Here is a 19308-nt window from a genome sequence, read left to right as displayed (position 1 = left end):
AACTTTAAATGGCTAATTGGAAATTGATCACTATGGAATGGTGGCTACTCACATTTTTTTTCAGCGCTATTTTGTCATTATTCATACCTATAGTGCCAGAGTTTTCTTTGCTATCAGTGATATTGTTATTGGCATCATTTTTTATCTTGTTGAAGAAATACCGCTTAATTGCTATCGCTATATTCGCGTTCACGTGGATTTTGATTGCCGCTAGTCAATATCACAATACCCTGAATGAAAATAGCATTCCGTTGAAACAGTTGCACAAGCAAGTTTATTTAATACAAGGTAAAGTAATAAACATTGCTAATGTTACCTTGGATAATAGCCGCTTTAATTTCCTCGTAACTCATTGGCAAGGCTTGAAGGTTAGTAAAAACTTTAAAGTTCGTCTTAGTTGGAAAGCGCCGAAGCAGGCTTTGTTACAAGGCCAGGTATGGCAACTGGCAGTGAAATTAAAACCTGCTCATGGTTTAGCAAATGTTGGTGGCTTTAATTACCAATTGTGGTTGTTACAGCAGCAGATTATTGCAACCGGTTATGTTAAAGCCGATACGAGCGCTAAAACATTATTAAAGCGTGAAAAGCGTAATATATTGCTACAAGAAACGATCACCTGGCGGCAAAGTTTATATCGTAAGTTAGCGCTAATGTTAGCTGATAAGCCCATGCGAAGTTTGATTTTGGCGCTAGGATTTGGCGAGCGAGGAGAGTTAACACCTGAACATTGGCAAGTGTTGTCAGCAACTGCTACTCAGCACCTTATTGCTATTTCAGGTTTACATATTGGCATTGTTGCTTTTGGTAGTTTGATTTTTATACGCGTTATTGTGCGCTTATTGCCACTAAAGTTGATTTTGTCGACCAGTTGGCAGTTAAGGTTAATGCAAGCAAATTTACGTTACCTGCCGGTATTATGTAGTTGTTTTATGGCATGGTATTACGCTTATCTCGCCGGTTTTTCTATTCCGACATTACGCGCTTTGGTAATGTTGCTGTTACTTTGGTCACTAAAATTGATGATGATACATGTCACGCTATTACGTTGGCTGTTACTGGCAATTTTAGCTATTTTACTTTTTTGGCCATTAAGTTTACTCAGTGTTAGCTTTTGGTTGTCTATATCTGCCTTAGTTATTATTTTTTCGACACTTTCTCGTTTTAATATCGTGATGACTAGAGCGGCTAAAATGACTAAATCGGCCAAGATGACTAAGCCTCAATCGGAATTAATGCTTAAATTCAAAGATGAAAAGTGGCTAATAAAATATTTTTATAGCTTTAAAATCAAAGCTTCGCATTGGCTGAAAACACTATTGTTGGTGCAATTATCGCTAACGCTGGCGATGTTACCGATAGCGGCATGGTTAAATTATCAGCTGCCATTAGCGGCTTTCTTTGCCAATATTTTGGCTGTGCCTTTGATGAGTATAACTGTGATCCCGTTAACACTGCTTGCGGTGATCTCGCTGCCCCTTAATACTTGGTTAGCTGGCATTTTTGCTGATTTAGCGCAATTGAGTATGTCGTTCGTTTGGCAATGGCTTAGTTATTTAGCCAGTAATAAATGGGCAGTTATCGCTGTTTCTGCCCAACAAGTACAAGTATTATTAGTGTTTTTTGTTTTTATATTTTTGGTGTTGTTTTTTCGTCTCAGTAAAAGAAAAATTATGGCAACTTTATGTTTATTTATTATATCGTTAGCTATGATGCACTTTAATCGTCAAGCATTAAATGAATGGCAATTATCTGTGCTTGATGTCGGTCATGGTCTTGCTATTGTAATTGAAAAAAATCAGCATGTTTTTCTTTATGATACCGGCGCAAGCTACCCAAGCGGTTTTAATATGGCAGAGGCTGCTGTATTGCCCTATTTAAAACATTATGGCTATAAAGCAATTGATAGCGTAATGATCAGTCATAATGATAATGATCACGCAGGTAGCTTAGAGCAGTTAAAAGCAAACATTGCTATCAACAATATCATCGCAAATGAACAAAGTTTAATGCCAGATACACATTGTATTTCAGGACAACGTTTTACCTGGCAAGGGCTAGTGTTTGAAGTGTTGTCGCCAGCGGAAGTTAAAGGCGATAAAAATGATGATTCTTGTGTTATAACGATCAGTGATGGTATTCATCGAGTGCTGTTACCGGGAGATATTTCGATAAAACAGGAAAAGCGCTTATTAAATATCACCGGGATGGGTAATAAACTCAGTAGCGACCTACTTATTGCGCCGCATCATGGCTCTAAATCCTCTGCTAGTCGTCACTTTTTAGCTGCAGTTTCGCCTCGTTATGCAGTTTTTAGTACCGGATACTTAAATCGCTGGCAGATGCCATCAACAGAAATTTTAAAGCGATATCATGATTTTAATATTACTACCTTTAATACTGCTGAGCTTGGCATGGTAAGCTTTAAATTTAGTCAATCTATGACTCGTGCTATTACTGATAGACGCAATGAAGCAAACAGTGAACTGGCGATGGAAGAAGAACTTACAGTGACAGCCAATCAGCTCAAAGGCAATATTGAGGTCAGGAGCTATCGCACAGATATCCGGCCATTTTGGTTTGTAAATTAACTAAAAATACTGTTTTTTGCTACTGATGTCATGAAATCATGCTATTAAATACCGTCATAAAAGTTTATCGGTTGGTTGATTGACAAAATAACGCTAAAATAGTCAGGTAATTTACTAATACCATTAAAAATCCCCGCTAAGGGCTAAGTTTTTTGATAATGCATTGAGAGTGTTAATGTCTACAAAACCATCTTCACCAACGACAGAAAGTACCACTAGGCAAAATTTCAAGCGTTTACTGGCTTATGCAAAAGCCTATAAAGCCGCTGCCGCAGTGTCGATTTTAGGCATGTTAGGCTATGCCGCGATTGATAGTTTTGTCTTTTCTCAGCTACAGCCATTAATTGACAAAGGCCTTGGTGGCCAAGATCCCAAATTTATGCAATGGGCGCCCTTTGTTATTGTTTTGATGTTTATTTTACGCGGTATTTGCCATTTTGCCGGTAACTATACCTTGGCTTGGTTAGGTAATAATGTTGTGGCTAATATTCGTCAAGAATTATTTCAGCATGTCATGTCGATGCCTGTTGCTTATCATGATAAAGAATCTACCGGCAGTTTAATTTCAAAATTAACTTTTGATACCGAACAGGTACTCAGTGCAGTCTCCAAAGCCTTGTTGACTCTAGTGCAGCAAGGAGCATTTGTTATTGGTTTATTGATTGTGATGTTTTATAACAGTTGGCAATTAGCTTCAATTTTTTTACTGATCACACCGGTTATTGCTGGCATAGTAACGGTGATATCACGTCGTTTTCGTAATATCAGTAAAGGTATTCAAAATGCTATGGGTGAGGTAACCACTGCCGCCGAACAAACCTTTAATGGCCATAAAGTGGTATTAACTTTTGATGGCCAACAACGAGAGTTTGACCGTTTTTCCAAAATCAATAAACACAATCGTCAGCAACGGATGAAAATGGTCGCAACACAAGCTGCTAGCGTACCTATTATTCAGATTATTGCTTCATTTGCTTTAGCCTTTGTTTTGTATGTTGCTAATCTTGACTCTATGCGTTCCGAAATATCCGCGGGGGTATTTATGACTGTATTGATGTGTATGGTGACATTGCTGCGTCCATTAAAACTGTTAACAACAGTTAATAGCGAATTTCAAAAAGGTATGGCAGCCTGTGTCAGTATCTTTGCGGTGCTTGATCAAAAAACTGAACATGATACTGGTACAATAGCAATTGAACGTGCGAAAGGCACATTGGCATTTGACCATGTTAATTTCTTTTACAATGATGAAAAAGATAAACAGGCATTAACCGATTTAAGTTTTACTGCTAATGTGGGTGAAACTGTAGCACTAGTTGGCCGATCTGGCAGTGGTAAATCAACCGCGAGTGCTTTATTACTGAGGTTTTACAATGCCACTAGCGGTAAGGTTCTTGTTGATGGTAAAGATATTACCGATTACAAATTAAAAGATTTACGTAAGCAGTTTGCCTATGTTTCTCAGCAAGTCGTGCTATTTAATGACTCTATTGCAAACAATATTGCTTATGGCAAACCGCAAGCAACACGCGAAGAAATAGAAGATGCTGCACGTAAAGCGCATGTTATGGAGTTTGTTGAAGGTTTACCTGAAGGCTTAGATACTAATATTGGTGATAATGGTGCTATGTTATCGGGTGGGCAACGCCAGCGCGTTGCTATTGCACGAGCACTATTATGTGATGCGCCATTTCTTATTCTAGATGAAGCCACTAGTGCGTTAGATACTGAGTCTGAACGTCATATTCAAGATGCTTTGAGTATTTTGCAAAAAGATCGTACCTGTATTGTTATTGCTCATCGTTTATCGACCATTGAAAATGCCGATAAAATTATTGTTATGGAGCAAGGGCAAATTAAAGAGCAGGGCGATCATCAAACGCTATTGGAAAAAGACGGTGCTTATGCGCAATTACATAAATTTCAATTTGGTGCTTAGCTTTAGCTAAGTTGTAATACATTATGCGCTTAATTGAAAAAGTTTGGTTTCAAGGTCACCTAGCTAAATGGTGGTTGGTTCCTTTGTTATTGCCATTAATGGCTATATTTGCCGTGCTGAGCTTTATCCGTCGTCTAGCTTATAAACTCGGGCTATTGAAATCGGTAAAAATGTCGGTACCGATAGTTGTGGTGGGCAATATTGGTGTTGGTGGTAATGGTAAAACGCCGGTAACACTGTATCTAGTTGAAAAGTTTATTGAAAAAGGCATACAAGTTGGCGTAGTGAGTCGTGGTTATGGTTCAAAGGCGCCGCACTATCCTTATCAAGTACAGGCAGCGAGTACTGCGGAGCAAGCCGGTGATGAACCATTATTAATCTTTCAACGCAGTGGTGTTAATGTCGTTATTGGTTCAGATAGGGTTGCAGGTTGTCAGTTACTTATTGAACAAGGCTGTGAATTGATTATTGCTGATGATGGCTTACAGCATTATCGATTAGCACGAGACTTTGAATTTGTTGTGGTTGATGGTAAGCGTTTATTTGGTAATGGTTTATTATTACCTGCTGGACCATTACGGGAAACAACGCAGCGACTTAAACGTGCAGATTGTATTATTGTTAATGGCGAAAGCTCATGGCATAAACAAGTAAAAAATTTAACGCTTCCGCTTTTAACGATGCAATTAACAGCCAATAAAGTGGTGAATGTTAAAACCGGTGAAAGTGTTAAGTTAGAGCGCTTTTTAACGCAATATCTCGACGATACTCATAAGATCAATGCTTTAGCGGGCATTGGCGATCCAAAACGATTTTTTAATACCCTTGAGCAATGTGGCTTTAGCTTAGCAATGGTGCAAGGTTTTGTTGATCATCAAACATTTACTGCTGATGATTTACAGTTGTTTTCTGATGATTTACCGTTACTGATGACGGAAAAAGATGCGGTTAAATGTGTCGACTTTGCACAAGAAAATTACTGGTATTTACCGGTTGACGCAGTATTTTCAGAAAGTACGGGACGGGGATATATTACCGCAGTAATAACTAAACTCGTTGAACTAGTTAATAAAAATTGATAGAAACATGGTCAATTAGCCTTACAGAATAGATTCTGATGAGTCACAGAGATAAAAATTTAACACTTGATGCACAGGCATTAAGTTATTGGTTTTACATTTAAGAGAGATAATTATGGCGTTTGATATTAAATTAATGGAAATTCTTGCCTGCCCAGTATGTAAAGGAAAGCTAGAATATAATAAAGCACAACAAGAGTTGATTTGTAAGTTTGATCGCTTAGCTTACGCGATCGAAAAAGACATTCCAGTGTTACTTGAGAGTGAAGCTCGTCGCATTACAGAAGATGCATAACGTGTCTTTAGATTAATAGTAAAATAAGATTAATGAGGTCTATATGTCGTTTGTGGTAGTGATCCCTGCGCGTTTTGAGTCATCACGATTACCAGGGAAAGTACTGGCTGATATCGCGGGAAAGCCTATGATCCAATGGGTTGTAGAGAAGGCCTTAGCCAGCGGTGCTGAACAAGTTATTGTGGCAACTGATAATGATGATGTGGCCAAGGTAGTAAAAAGTTTTGGCGGTGAAGTATGTAAAACCCGCGCGGATCATCAGTCAGGTACCGAGCGACTAGCTGAAGTGATGCAAACGTATCAGTTTCCTGATCAACAAGTTATTGTCAATGTTCAAGGCGATGAACCTTTTATTCCGATTGAAAATATCGCCCAAGTTGCCGATAACTTATCTAGTCAAAGCCAAGCACGTATGGCAACTTTAGCGATGAAAATTGATGATGTTGCCGAAGCATTAAACCCTAATGCGGTTAAAGTGTTATGTGATAAAAATGGCTACGCGATGTATTTTAGTCGCGCAACGATTCCTTATGATCGTGAACGTTTTCTCAATAATAAACATATCGATGCGATTGGTGACTTTTACCTTCGCCATATTGGTATATATGCTTATAGAGCGGGATTTATTAAAGATTATGTACAATGGCCGACAAGTCAATTGGAGCAAGTTGAGTCATTAGAGCAATTACGCGTACTATGGCAAGGGGAAAAAATTCATGTTGCCGTAGCAAAAACAGCCTTAGAAGTGGAAGGTGTTGATACACCAGAAGATTTAGAAAAAGCGAGGCTTTACGCAAGTTCGTTATAAACCGACAATTGTAACAATAGAAAGAGGCTTAATCGCCTCTTTTTCATTATAGAGTCGTCAGTAAGCGCTTAAACTTATTGATTATTCGAATAAAATAAAAGTCGTCTCCACGCAATGCTCATCAATAAAGCTTATGTCGTTTGGTCTTTATCTGGCGTTTTATGGTATTTTAGTTTGGCATATAAGAAATATTGAAACCATTTTGATCTTGAATTGACGTTGATAAAAGTTACTTAGATGCTGAATACTTTGCTTGAAACAATCGATATATCTAATACAGCCGGTTATTAATAACAATTCCATTAATGAAGTGATAATTTTAAGGCAGCCAATTAGCTAATAGCTACGTTGCTTTCAACTCCAATGACTTGCTATTACTCGGCAATATCTCTTGCATTGCGCTATTAGCTTACCTTCATGCAAGTATCAATCAAGCGCCTTGTTATTGAACATTTATTGACGCTAAAAATAGATCACTAATTTAATGTGATTGGTATAAGATAATTTTTTAACTTTATAAATAGGTAGTTTAGGTGAATAGTTCATGGCACTGACCAAGAAACAAGCACATTTGCTTATGGCCAAAAAAGGCTTTTTAGATATGCTGCCGCTTAACTTAGCGGTGCTCCCTTGGGGGATTCTTTGTGGTTCATTGGCAACTCAACGAGATTTTTCTGCGTTTGAAGCTATTTTAATGCCACTGATTGTTTTTGCTGGCTCAGCCCAGTTGGTTGCTATTGAGTTGATCGCTAATAATGCCTCGTTGGCAACGATCCTGTTTACTACTTTTATTATTAGCTCGCGACATTTTTTATATGGTTTAGCGCTGCGTGATAAATTAAAGGTACTACCCAATAAATGGCGCTACGGATTTGGTTTTTTATTGACCGATGAGCTATTCGCTTTATCGAGTCATCGTAAGGCATTTACTGGCCAGTTACGGCTCGTTTATGCTTTATTCGCTGGTGGTAGTTTTTATTTATTTTGGTTGTTATGGAATGTGGCAGGTGTTGTGGCAGGTAGTTATTTACCTGATCTAACCAATTTAGGTTTAGATTTTGCCATTGCTGTAACTTTTATTGCCTTAGTTATTCCAACCATTATTAACTTACCTATTTTGGTTACCGTGATTGTTGCGGGGTTATTATCAGTACTCTTCAAATTAATGGCTTTTGAACTAGACTTGGTTGCAGCCGCCTTAATTGCCATGTATTGCGGTTATCTTACTGACCGTTTTCAGCAAAAAAATCGTGCAGATAGCAACGATGAACATGATGAAACTCGTCAAATATTGAAGGATAAATAGTGACATTGCTAATAATTATCTTGATGGCGTTGATCACTTTTACGACGCGATATTTATTTATTCATCCTCGATTACCTGTTCGTCTAGGGGCAAAAGTAGCGAAGTTATTAAGCTTTAGTGCTCCTGCAGTATTAACCGCAATTTGGGTGCCGATAATTTTTGTGCAGCAAGGACAGTTGAATATGTCCTTACAAAATCCTTATTTAATCGCAGCAACTTTTGCTGTGCTGACTGCCGCTAAAAGTAAAAGCATTTACTTAACTATGTTGGTTGGACTCATCAGTTTTGTACTAAGCCGTTATATTTTTATGTTGTGATCTTATTAGCAATTTTTCAGCGGTGATACTTTCTCAAGTGCTTAAAAATAGATGAAACTGCACAAGTTCATGACACTTGTAGCTTAAAGTACACCAGTTATCGAATAAAGCTTGTCAGTTGATAATGGTAGCTTTTATGATGGTGCACGCCTTTTATCTCAGATGAGCATTGTAAATATTATTATGAAGTTAACTAAATCATTAACCGCCATCGCTATTGTCAGTGCGCTGACTTTTTCCCAAAGTACTCTTGTACACGCTGCCGAAACTAAAGCTAAACAAGAGTCAGCTTCTAGCTGGTTAAGTTTAAGCGCTAAAGAACTTAAAGCGGTAGAGCGCTATGCGAGTGAATATAAAGATTACATTTATAAAACCCCGACTGAACTTACGTTTGTCACTGAAACGATTAAACGTGTCGAAAAACAAGGTTTTAAAAAATTTAGCGAAAAAAGTAAAATAACACCAGGTGCACGTTTCTACGATGTTAACCGAGACCGTGCAATTACTTTGATGGTTATTGGTGAAGAGCCATTAGAGCAAGGTACACGGATAGTGGGTGCTCATATTGATGCACCACGCCTAGAGCTTAAAGGTCGACCATTATTTGAAAAACAAGAGTTTGCCATGTTTCAAACTTATATCCATGGTGGCATTAAAACCTACCAATGGGTGAATATTCCGCTCGCCTTAGTGGGCAGAGTGGATAAAAAAGATGGTACAACGGTTAATATTTCTGTTGGTTTTGATGACAATGATCCTATCTTTTTAGTTACTGATTTAGCTCCTCATGTTGATTCACCTAATCGTAAGCGCACGAGCCGAGACGTTATTGGTAAAGAAGAGCTGGATGTTATTGTTGCTGCTAAGCCTGAATTAGATAAAAAAATCAAAGATCAGGTTAAAGATTATTTAATGTCAGAATATAATATTTCCATTGAGGATTTAGTTTCTGCTGAATTAGCGTTAGTTCCTGCAACTAAGCCGCGCGATGTTGGCTTTGACCGCAGTATGATTGCCGCATATGGTCAAGATGATAAAGCCTCATCAATAGCCGCTGTTAAGGCATTAACAGAGCAAAAAGTGCCAACATATACCGCTATCGCTTATTTAGTTGATAACGAAGAGGTCGGTAATATTAATAATACTGGAGCAAGCTCTACCTACTTAGTTGATTTGATTAGTGGTTTACTCTACAACGAAAAAGGTGATAGTTATAATGACTATCAATTGCGTAAAGTGTTACGTAACACCAAAGTTATTTCAGCGGATGTAAATCCAGGTGTTAACCCTACATGGTCGAGCGTTTGGGAGTTAGGTAATGCACCGCGCTTGGGCAATGGCGTTAACTTGAAGCTTTATGGCGGTGGTTTTAACGCTAATTCTGAATATATGGCGTGGACGCGAAACTATTTAGATAATGCTGATATTAAGTGGCAAACCTCAACGTATAAAGGTAAAGCGTCAGGTGGCACTATTGGTAGCGACTTATCAAACGATAATATGGAAGTTATTGATTTTGGTATTCCTATTTTATCAATTCACTCGCCTTATGCGGTAGGCTCAAAAGTTGATTTATATTCATTGTATAAAGCAATGTCAGCATTTTACCAAGAAAAATAATGGCTAAAAGTCATCACAACTAAAACCAAAAAGCCGTATTAATTCATACGGCTTTTTTATTGTAAAGATCTACTGTTATCAAGCTAAGAGCATGTGCTGATCTTGTTATAGTGTTTGTTTTGCAATAACCGGATTAGCATACATGGTTAATAACCAGTGTTTTTGCTCCGCGGTTAGGTTTTCCATGCGCTTGTTAAGCTGTGCTAGCATTGAGTTATCGGTATCTTGCTGATTCAAAGCTGCGTGAGCAACTAAATTACTATCGTAGAGTTTATAATTACTGATGATCTCTTTATCAATGGCTGCTGCGATGGCTTTGCTATCAGCGTAATCACCAACTATTGGTTGGCAAAACTCAATATGCACTCGACCCTTTTGCCCAACTAAACCTTGAGTAATACTTTTCAAGTCCTCACCTTCTTGTTTTTTATAGCTGCCGGTGGCTGCTTTTTCTGCAAGTTCAATGGCTTTATCACTATCACAGGGATCAAATTCATAGGAAATAGATACCGGTACAATATTCAATTCTGCTAGGTAATCGACGATAGGCGTTTGTTTATCTTTATTAAGCAATAGCATAGAGATTAAAGCTGAATTAGTTTTGTCTATACCGTCTTTAGCTCTGCCTTCACGTTGGGCAATCCAAATGTTCTGTTCGCGGTTAGCAACGGTGTCATGTATGTAAGCTGATAATTGTTTTGATGCATTGAGCATAGCGCGTTTATTTTCAGCACTGCGTTTAACAATAAAGCTCTTGTTAATGCGCATTAAGTCAGCAACCCAAGGTTGATGCAATAAATTATCACCAACGGCGGCTTCAACGGTGCTGATCCCGCTTTTATACAAGGCAAGGTTTACTAATGCGACGTCTAAAACAATGTCACGATGATTACTGATAAATAGTGCTGGTTTAGTATTATCAAAATTATCAATACCACTGAAACTGAAGCCTGCGGTACTACTTTTGATTAAATGATGTAAGTATTTCGCAACTTCCATTTGAATTTCATCAATACTGTGAAACTTTTGAGCGCGAAATTTTAATGACCACTTAACGATTGAGCAAGCAAGTGTTGGTAATACTCGATATAAGCGTGGCATTTTTAAACTAGCAATAGAGGCTTGTAAGCCTTTTTCGTTAATTAAACTTTCAATTACGTTAACTACCTCATCATCACGATAAGGGCGTATATCATCAAACATTCAAAATCTCTTCTATTGCCGAAAATAAATAATAAACGAACAGAGATTATAACTGAATCATATTGAAAAATGCGTATTTTGTTTACTCGTTTTGTGCTTTAAATTAGAAATAGTATAAACAAGCAGTTACTTAATTTTAACTTGAAATAGTGGCTGGAGATAAAAGCATAATAAAAGCTTTATTTTCAGTGAGGTGGCAATAAGCTATTAAGTTATTACTCGCCCGATTTTCTTGTTTTTCAGTTCTAGCAATGATTTGCTGTAGAACAATCTAGACTGAGGTTGTAGTAGTGTTGAAACTGCAGCGCGATATGTTAATGTTGAGTGAGGGCTTTAACGATAACTTGAAGCTTTGTTATTATTGATTTGAGTCGTTGTTTAGGATATTAATGGTAAAATTTACTGAATTAACTTGCGTTTTTAACATTTAGCCCCAAGTATTGATATGAGTAGCTAATAAAAAGGAATACCTATGAAAATAAATCTTTCAGGTCATCATGTTGACGTTACCGATTCAATCAAAGAACATATCAATGAAAAGTTTTCAAAAATAGCGACGCACTTTCCAACCCTAATTTCACTCGATGTTATTTTATCGCACGAACATAACCAGCATAGTGTAGAGCTTCGTACAACGTATGAAGGAGGGCGCATTTCTGCATCCGCAAACGATAGTGTTATGTATCCTGCTATTGCCACAGCCGCTAAAAAATTAGATGCAGCATTAAAGCACCGTAAAGGTTTATTAAAAGCTAATCTACATAGTAAACCAGAAGTTACGGCACCAGAAATTGCCCATGAAAAAGTTCAAGAGATGAATCTCAACTAATTCAGCAACTGATTGGTGTAAGATTTTGGATGAGGAGGCTTTAGCCTCCTTTTTAATATCGAGTTATTCTGTTTAGTTATAGCTATGCCATTTCACGATTCAGCTGAAATTTCAATCTTGAGCTAGCATGGATATAAATGTGGCTTTAGTTTGGCATAACAAAAAAATACACTTAACATAGGCACTTTAAAACAGTCATTAGAGGTATTATGCTAGAGATTTCCAATAATGTTGTCATTGCTGATTGGGAAATTGAGCTGACGGGTATTAGAGCCACAGGTAACGGCGGCCAACGAGTTAATAAAGTAGAAACCGCAATCCATTTACGCTTTGATATTAAGCGCTCTTCATTACCCGCCAGATATAAAGAACGATTACTAAAGCTATCAGACAGTCGTATATCTAGTGATGGCGTTGTTATTATTAAAGCACAGTCCTTTAGAACGCAATCAATGAATAAAGATGATGCCTTAAAGCGGCTAAAAGAATTGATTTTGTCTGCAATGATAGTACAAAAAGCTCGGCGAGCCACCAAGCCAACAAAAGGCTCAAACCTCAGACGCTTGGATGCAAAAAAGAAGCTTAGCTCTAACAAAGCTTTACGTGGAAAAATAAACCATTAGCCATTAATCATTATCAATTACTATTTGCTTCCTTACTACACTTTATGTAACTTACTACATAAAGTGTAGTGATTTTTGTGGAGTAAATTTTATGTCATTGCCTATCCCCGGTTCAGCTGTTCGTGGCTCCAAAACAGGTAAGCCGATTATGGCGTTACTTGATTTACTTGGCCGTACTTGGTGTTTGGGCGTTATTTGGCAGTTGCGCCAAGGAACGTTGAGCTTTAGCGAATTACAACTGCGCTGTGAAAATATCTCGCCAACATTATTAACCAAGCGGCTAAAAGAATTGCAGCAAACAAATTTAATTGAAAAAAGTTTACAAGGTTATCAATTAACCGCTATTGGTTTAGCGTTATTTCAAGTTATTGCACCATTGAGTCAATGGTCAACGTTATGGCAATTATCATTCGATGAACAACAAAAATTGCAAGAGAACGAAAATGAATAATGATTTAACCTTTTGTCAGATGCCACTTGATCGTGCTTCAACGCTGAGAAAAGATCAAACTTGGATGCAAGATAAATTAAGCTCAGAAGATAGTTGCTTCTATTTTTTTTGGCGTGGTAAGTTTCTTTATCATCAACAAAAATTGACGATTTTTACTAAAAAAAACAGTATAGACACTGAAAGTGAATATACTCATGCCGAAGTGTTTACTGATGCTTTACATACTAACGGCACTATCTTTTTAGGCACAAGTGCTGATATCGCCTATTTTGTTTGTGACTTATCTATAATGACTGACGATGAAATAGGGTTGTGGTTGGCAAAGCTTGTTATCGAAAATATCAAGTTTATTGATTTTAGGCGTTCACTGTCACTATTGAGCCCGCAGCAAGCGGCTATTTTGAGTTATGGAAAAGCATTAATACATTGGCAGCAAAGTGCTTTACATTGTGGTGGCTGCGGCGCTAAAACTAAAGCTCTAGATGGTGGTCATCGTCGAGTTTGTCTTGATGATAATTGTCAAAAAGAACATTTTCCGCGCACAGATCCTGCCGTAATTATGCTAGTGGAATATCAACCAAAATCTGGCCCCGCTGTTTGCTTATTGGCTGAGCACCATCGAACGCCAGAGCAAGCATTTTCAACCCTTGCCGGTTTTGTTGACCCTGGAGAGTCTTTGCAAGAAGCGGTGGCACGCGAGGTGCTTGAGGAGGCGGGTGTGCATGTCACGAATATTCGTTATGTCGATTCACAACCTTGGCCATTTCCTAATTCATTAATGATAGGTTTTATTGCGCAAGCTAGCGGCTTGGATTTATGCTTAGAGGAAGAAGAGTTACGAAGTGCCGCTTGGTTTACTGCTAAACAGTTGGTTGATTTCAAGGAGTGGGGAGATGATATTGAAGGCCCTAAACTACCACGAAAAGAGTCAATAGCACGATTGTTGATAGATGCTTGGTGCAAAAGCCAATTTGAAGCTAGCGCCCAAGTAATTGCAAAGGCAAATCAAGAATAAAGTACAAGCTTTATTAAACGCTAACATGCCAATTTAGGCACTATGATAAAACGATATAAAATAGTGCCTAAATCTTTAACGAACGGCTTGTTGTTAACTAAAACGTCTTCTTAAGGCAATTAAGCCGGTAAAAAACAAACCTAACCAAGCAATAGAACCGCTTCCACTGCTCGAAGGTGTAGGTGTTACAGGTGTAGTTGTTGATAATAAAGTGTTTTTAACACTGTTTAAGCTGCTAGCGGTATCTACAGTGTTGTCAATTATTGTCACCGTTTCTATAGTGACAAAGTTTTCAGTGCCAGGAACAAAAGTGCTGTCGGAGCATTGCTCAGCAGTGTAACCCGGCATTGGTATATTTTTAAAATTGCTGACTTGTTCATCAGGAGTAGTGTCACATGTTGTTATTAGTGCAATGGCATCAATGTTTTCCATCCCTGCAATTATTTCACCAAAAACAGTAAAACCACCATTTGCGGTGTCTAATTGCGGACCTCCGCCACTGTTGTCTGATAAGTTCACAAACCACTGGTTAGTTGCGCTATTCTCATTACCGCCCACTTTCGCCATCGCAATAGTGCCACGAACATTAGAATAAACCGGTTCGTTTGTTATGCTGCTATCGGTCGGAATTGCTGTTAATGGCAAGTTACCGGTAAATTCAAAGCCACCCGCTTGCATAACAAAATCTGGCACAACACGATGTACAACCGTATTGTTATAGTCATCATCGTTAATATACTTTAGGAAGTTATTGACTGTTATAGGCGTTGTTTCGTCGTGTAAGTTAACAGTGAAATTGCCGTGTGATGTTGTAAATTCCACTTTGGTTGCAGAAGCCGAGAGACTAGCAAAGGTGAATACTAGAAGTGATATTTTTGAAAATTTCGAGAAGTTCATAAATTTATTTCTTATGGCTCAATATGTTAAAAATTGCATGAATCATAAGTTGCTTTAAAGAAAACAACAAGACTAAGCGTGCTTTTAGGCTTTTTAAAGTACTTTACATTGAGTGTAAAGTACTGCTGACACAGGCTTTCTTGGTTAATACTAACGGCCAAGCATAAACATGATCTTGATCAGTTGATGAATATGTTTTTCTTAGTAAAGTCGCAGACTTATTTAAAATAACGTCAAAGGTTAACTGACGATGTCGTATGAAATGAATTTAGGTAAGGCATATAATGATAGCTTGCCAACTTTAGGAAATGTTATCACTGAGGTGATCCAATTTTTTGGCGCTGAAAGAGTTTATGGTGTAGGAGGGGATTTTGCGGCCAATTTAATTGCTGCTATCGCGCCAAAAGTAACTATATGTCCATCAAGCAATGAAATGCATGCCGGATTTTCTGCTTGTGCAAAAGCTGAAATTGATGGCATCGGCTTTTGTTTATCAACTTATATGGTCGGTAGTTTACCATGTACATCTGCTGCGGCATTGGCGGTAACTGAAGGTTTGCCTGTGATTTTTATTTCAGGCGCTCCCGCAGAATCAGAAGTCGCTAATCTAGCAATTCACCATACCTTACACCCAAATACAGCTTGGAAAACTGAGTATGATAGTGCTTTAAATGCTTTTGCTGCCTTGGGTATGAAAGTTGAACGTTTACAAGGTCAAAGAGCACCCGGGCATCCTAATATTGCTGGCGAACGGTTTTATCAGCTAGTGGCGCATGCTTACAAAACCAAACAGCCGGTTTTTATTGAAGTACCTCGGGATCAAGTTTTCCAAAAAACACAATCTATTCAGTTGCCTAAAAATACGGCTGCAATTTGCGGGTGTGAGCACATACTTACCGGCTCTGAACTTGTCGTTAATGCGATAGTTGAAAAACTTAATAATGCCCAGTTTCCGCTATTATATTTAGGTGATAGGTTAAAGCACAATCATAAATTACAGCGTCTGCTGATGACGTTTGCTGATAAATTTAGTATTCCATATGCTACTAGCTGGTTTGCAAAAGGCATTTTTAATGAGTATCACAGACTTTGTTTGGGCTCATATAACGGTGTATTCACTCAGACATCTGGTCGCCATTATATCGAGCAAAAAGTTGATTATATTATTGATGTGGCTAGCAGTATTTTGCCGCAAGACAGTAATATTGCTTTTGCAACTGGCACGCATAAAGTTGAAGCTTTTGAAAATAAAACCTTACTTAAAGGCGGAACATTATTAGAAAAAGATTTAGTAGAAATATTCCAATTGTTATTACAACGTCATAAGAAAACATTTGATTTTAAGCCGCCATCTGTTGAACCACAAGAGATAACTCCTTGCCATGAACTTGATTTTAATAATTTGGCGAGTACTTTAAATAGCATACAAGCTGAGGTTAAGACTAATTTAGTGTATTTACCTGAAGTCGGGAATTCCTATTTCGCTAGCTATAGTTTAAAAGTAAGACAATCATCGCTAGGCCGCAGTTGGCTGACAAATCCTTGGTATGGCGCTATGGGCACGGCATTACCTTATGCACGTGTGGTTGCTCAACGTTTACAAGATAATGCGCTCGATGAAAGAGCTGTGGTTATCATTGGTGATGGTGGCTTCCACTTTCAGTTGAATGATTTGATTCACTTCTTAAAAGATAATACGGATGTCACGATTATTTATATGCGTAATAATGTTTTTCATTTAGGTAAAAGCGGTGATGAGGCGATCTATCATTGTAATGATGAAAGGTTTGATGTTCATCAAGTGATTAAAGGCTATCAGGGACGTTCAACCACTATTGATACCGTCGCTGAGTTTATTGCTGAATTTAAAGCAACATTAAAGCACTCAGGTATATCTTTAATTGAAGTTTTAGCTAAGCCTATTGAGGATAAACAGTGCCATGAAATTAGGTTGTTAAATTTATATATCAAAGCAAAAAATGGTCAAGAAGAAGCGCTTAAAGAGTGGCAGTCGCTAACGTTATTGTAACTAGAAAATTTAGCAGAAATAAGATAAGTAAGCGCTATAGTTAGCAGAATAAGCTGGTTAACCACTGCGCTTTAAATCGATATCAAAAGTCAAATCATTAGCAGTTAAATAGCTTTTAAAAAACGCTCACTGCGTGGCACTAAATATTGTTCATAATTTAAAGAAAAAACGACTTTGTTAGAACGACCAATGATTTCTTCACGTGGTACTAAACCAATTGAACGAGAGTCAGCACTATTGTCACGGTTGTCACCCATCATAAGATAAAAGCCTGCAGGAATGGTTATTTCACGAAAGTTTGCTCTGCGAGGTTGATTGGCATTACCAGGTTGGACTTTAGTTCGTATTAAATGAGTATTGCCGGCAATGCTTTCTTGACTCAGGGTATAATTTTTCTTGCGAGAGACTATGGTGTAATCAGCGACTTGATGATTAATGGATAATTGATTGTTAACCATTGATACGGTATCTCCTGGAATGCCAATCACCCGTTTTACTAAGCGTTTTTTTGCCGCCTCAGATTCAAAAATTACAATGTCATTGCGCTTAGGGTCAGCAAAGTTTACAAGTGTTTTTTGACTAAAAGGCAATTTTAAGTCATAAGCCATTTTATTAATTAAAATACGATCTCCCTCTACAATCGTTGGCTTCATGGAGCCGGTGGGGACGTCATTCCAATCAGCAACTGCACTGCGAAAAACTAACATCAAGGAGATGAATACTAATAGTGAGGTATTTGTTTTGACGAAACTTAATATAGTATTTTTCATTATATTTCCTTTAAACTTTCATAAAATAACGGCTTGATTTTTGACTAAGCCGCTATTTTAAAGTTCCATCATTTAAATGAAATTAACAAGTGTAAATGTAAGTGTTTATTTCTGTATTTATGAAATCATCAGCAGGTGATTTAACCACAATGCTTTACTTATCGCTATAACCCCAAGGAGCAGCCGGTGCTTGAACTGCTTTAGTTAAATCAAAGTCAACACGAAACTCTCGCCCTTGACGAATCAACCGATAGCTAAACTTCTCAGGGTAGATAAACATTTGCCATGTGTTGCCAACCGATTGTGGTATGCCTGTTTTGACAAATAATTGTTTTGAATACTCATCAGCAGGAAAAGACTGTACTTGTGCCCAACCAGCGTCATTAGTATGTCCGCCATACATAGTAGATTCATCGTAGCTGCCATCTTGATGACGGTGATCATGTTTTAATGAAAGTCCTGAGCCGGTTTTTGTAATTATCCAAGTGCGAGAGGCGTCATCACCGACATGAAAAGGAATTTCAAGTTTTTCATCGGAGCACTTTCTAATATGCATCATAAGTTTTTTATTACTAAAACCACCGCCACTAGCGTTATCGACTGTCACTTGACCTTCAAATGCTTTATGACATAAGGCTTTTATACTATTGAAGAAACTTTCATGACTTGGCACGGAAACTAATGGAGCAGCACTAATAGTTGCCGCATTAGCAGAACAAAAGACACTGCTTGAAAGTAATAAGGTTAAAATATTGATTTTCGCTTTCATGAAATAGGCCCATAAATTGACTAAATTAGAAAAATTTTAATATCTGATGCTATCAGATATTAATTTAATAGAAAGCTGTAATAGTATTTTGGAATAAAAGCTAGGCTTACGCTGCAAAAATAATTTACTTGTAGTCTCTGCACTTGCAGCGCAAAATCAGACAAAATTAAGACCTAGCGTATTGAGAAAGTTGGAAATGAAATTGAAGAATGAAAATGTAGTTATTGGTTTAACTGATCCCAAAAGTCCGTCAAATGTTGGAGCTGTTATGCGTGCTGCAGGGTGTTACCAAGCAGATGAAATTCGCTATACGGGTGTTCGCTATGCAAGAGCGGCAAAGTTTCATACTGATACTAAAGATGTATCCAAAAAAATTCCTTTGCATGCTGTCGAGTCCTTAACTGATAACTTAATGTCAGGGCAGCAAGTTATTTGTGTTGACTTAGTTGAGGGCGCTATACCTTTACCTGAGTTTGAACATCCTGAAAATGCCATTTATATTTTTGGCCCTGAAGATGGCACGATCGCGCAAGATATTATTAACATGGCTGATGCTGTCGTTTATGTACCAACAGTAGGTTGTATGAACTTAGCAGCAAGCGTTAATGTTTTGCTTTATGATCGATTGGCGAAAGCAAAAAATATTTTGTTAGGAGACGAGTTAATTAAACGCAGTCGAGATACCAATAACAAGGTAAAAGTAAAAGCCAATTAAGCTTTGAAGCAGTTGTAGAGTAAGTTCGTGTGTATAATCATCGTATGTTGATTAA

18 protein-coding genes are annotated in these 19308 nt (G+C 37.8%); 14 read left to right on the top strand and 4 right to left on the bottom strand.

Annotation, left to right across the window (positions count from 1 at the left end; genetic code table 11):
• The first annotated feature begins 8 nt into the window (after positions 1-8).
• The 8 genes from FGD67_RS04730 to FGD67_RS04695 all read left to right on the top strand — a co-directional run bounded on the left by FGD67_RS04730 (position 9) and on the right by FGD67_RS04695 (position 9952).
• The gene (locus tag FGD67_RS04730) at positions 9-2588 is read left to right on the top strand and encodes a DNA internalization-related competence protein ComEC/Rec2 (protein WP_257173916.1); all 2580 of its coding nucleotides are present in this window, start codon (positions 9-11) and stop codon (positions 2586-2588) included.
• Positions 2589-2763: 175 nt separating this feature from the next.
• Positions 2764-4527, top strand: a complete 1764-nt coding sequence (gene msbA, locus FGD67_RS04725; protein ID WP_257173915.1) for a lipid A export permease/ATP-binding protein MsbA — start codon at positions 2764-2766, stop codon at positions 4525-4527.
• Positions 4528-4550: 23 nt separating this feature from the next.
• Positions 4551-5606 carry a tetraacyldisaccharide 4'-kinase gene (lpxK, locus tag FGD67_RS04720; RefSeq protein ID WP_257173914.1) on the top strand — a complete coding sequence of 352 codons (1056 nt, stop codon included), beginning with the start codon at positions 4551-4553 and terminating at the stop codon, positions 5604-5606.
• Positions 5607-5721: 115 nt separating this feature from the next.
• Positions 5722-5901, top strand: coding sequence for a Trm112 family protein (locus tag FGD67_RS04715; protein ID WP_257173913.1), 180 nt, complete (start codon positions 5722-5724; stop codon positions 5899-5901).
• A 43-nt stretch (positions 5902-5944) separates the two neighbouring features.
• A complete protein-coding gene (gene kdsB, locus FGD67_RS04710) occupies positions 5945-6709 on the top strand; it encodes a 3-deoxy-manno-octulosonate cytidylyltransferase (RefSeq protein ID WP_257173912.1) in 765 nt (254 codons plus the stop codon).
• A 544-nt stretch (positions 6710-7253) separates the two neighbouring features.
• Complete coding sequence (locus tag FGD67_RS04705) at positions 7254-8015, top strand: AzlC family ABC transporter permease (protein WP_257173911.1); 762 nt, start codon at positions 7254-7256, stop codon at positions 8013-8015.
• Between the two features lie 5 nt (positions 8016-8020).
• Positions 8021-8332, top strand: coding sequence for an AzlD domain-containing protein (locus FGD67_RS04700; RefSeq protein WP_257175064.1), 312 nt, complete (start codon positions 8021-8023; stop codon positions 8330-8332).
• 183 nt (positions 8333-8515) lie between these two features.
• Entirely contained in the window at positions 8516-9952 is a 1437-nt protein-coding gene (locus FGD67_RS04695) for a hypothetical protein (RefSeq protein WP_257173910.1), read from the top strand.
• 105 nt (positions 9953-10057) lie between these two features.
• On the opposite strand, the gene FGD67_RS04690 is transcribed toward FGD67_RS04695, so the two are convergent.
• Positions 10058-11155, bottom strand: coding sequence for a 1-acyl-sn-glycerol-3-phosphate acyltransferase (locus FGD67_RS04690; RefSeq protein ID WP_257173909.1), 1098 nt, complete (start codon positions 11153-11155; stop codon positions 10058-10060).
• A gap of 472 nt (positions 11156-11627) precedes the next feature.
• Between FGD67_RS04690 and hpf the strand changes: the two genes are divergently transcribed.
• The 4 genes from hpf to nudC all read left to right on the top strand — a co-directional run bounded on the left by hpf (position 11628) and on the right by nudC (position 14073).
• A complete protein-coding gene (hpf, locus tag FGD67_RS04685; protein WP_257173908.1) occupies positions 11628-11984 on the top strand; it encodes a ribosome hibernation-promoting factor, HPF/YfiA family in 357 nt (118 codons plus the stop codon).
• A gap of 209 nt (positions 11985-12193) precedes the next feature.
• Entirely contained in the window at positions 12194-12607 is a 414-nt protein-coding gene (gene arfB / locus FGD67_RS04680) for an alternative ribosome rescue aminoacyl-tRNA hydrolase ArfB (protein WP_257173907.1), read from the top strand.
• 91 nt (positions 12608-12698) lie between these two features.
• Positions 12699-13058 (top strand): helix-turn-helix domain-containing protein, encoded by a 360-nt coding sequence (locus tag FGD67_RS04675; protein ID WP_257173906.1) that lies wholly within the window; start codon positions 12699-12701, stop codon positions 13056-13058.
• Positions 13051-14073, top strand: coding sequence for an NAD(+) diphosphatase (nudC, locus tag FGD67_RS04670; protein WP_257173905.1), 1023 nt, complete (start codon positions 13051-13053; stop codon positions 14071-14073). The genes FGD67_RS04675 and nudC overlap by 8 nt, the downstream gene beginning before the upstream one ends.
• A 93-nt stretch (positions 14074-14166) precedes the next feature.
• Here the strand turns inward: nudC and FGD67_RS04665 are convergent, their stop codons facing one another.
• Positions 14167-14970, bottom strand: a complete 804-nt coding sequence (locus FGD67_RS04665) for a peptidylprolyl isomerase (protein WP_257173904.1) — start codon at positions 14968-14970, stop codon at positions 14167-14169.
• A gap of 250 nt (positions 14971-15220) precedes the next feature.
• Here FGD67_RS04665 and FGD67_RS04660 point away from each other — a divergent pair, with 250 nt between their 5' ends.
• On the top strand, positions 15221-16999 hold the full coding sequence (locus FGD67_RS04660; protein WP_257173903.1) for a thiamine pyrophosphate-dependent enzyme: 1779 nt from the start codon (positions 15221-15223) through the stop codon (positions 16997-16999).
• Positions 17000-17103: 104 nt separating this feature from the next.
• Here FGD67_RS04660 and lepB read toward each other — a convergent pair whose 3' ends face one another.
• Positions 17104-17769 carry a signal peptidase I gene (gene lepB, locus FGD67_RS04655; RefSeq protein WP_257173902.1) on the bottom strand — a complete coding sequence of 222 codons (666 nt, stop codon included), beginning with the start codon at positions 17767-17769 and terminating at the stop codon, positions 17104-17106.
• A gap of 154 nt (positions 17770-17923) precedes the next feature.
• Positions 17924-18538, bottom strand: coding sequence for a hypothetical protein (locus FGD67_RS04650; RefSeq protein ID WP_257173901.1), 615 nt, complete (start codon positions 18536-18538; stop codon positions 17924-17926).
• A gap of 202 nt (positions 18539-18740) precedes the next feature.
• On the opposite strand from FGD67_RS04650, the gene FGD67_RS04645 reads away from it, so the two are divergent.
• Positions 18741-19253 carry an RNA methyltransferase gene (locus FGD67_RS04645; protein WP_373567873.1) on the top strand — a complete coding sequence of 171 codons (513 nt, stop codon included), beginning with the start codon at positions 18741-18743 and terminating at the stop codon, positions 19251-19253.
• The last annotated feature ends 55 nt before the right edge of the window (positions 19254-19308 follow it).

This window comes from Colwellia sp. M166 (assembly GCF_024585285.1).
Classification (GTDB): domain Bacteria; phylum Pseudomonadota; class Gammaproteobacteria; order Enterobacterales; family Alteromonadaceae; genus Cognaticolwellia.
The sequence above is the reverse complement of the archived record's forward strand: the minus strand, read 5'-3'. Positions and strand labels throughout refer to the sequence as shown.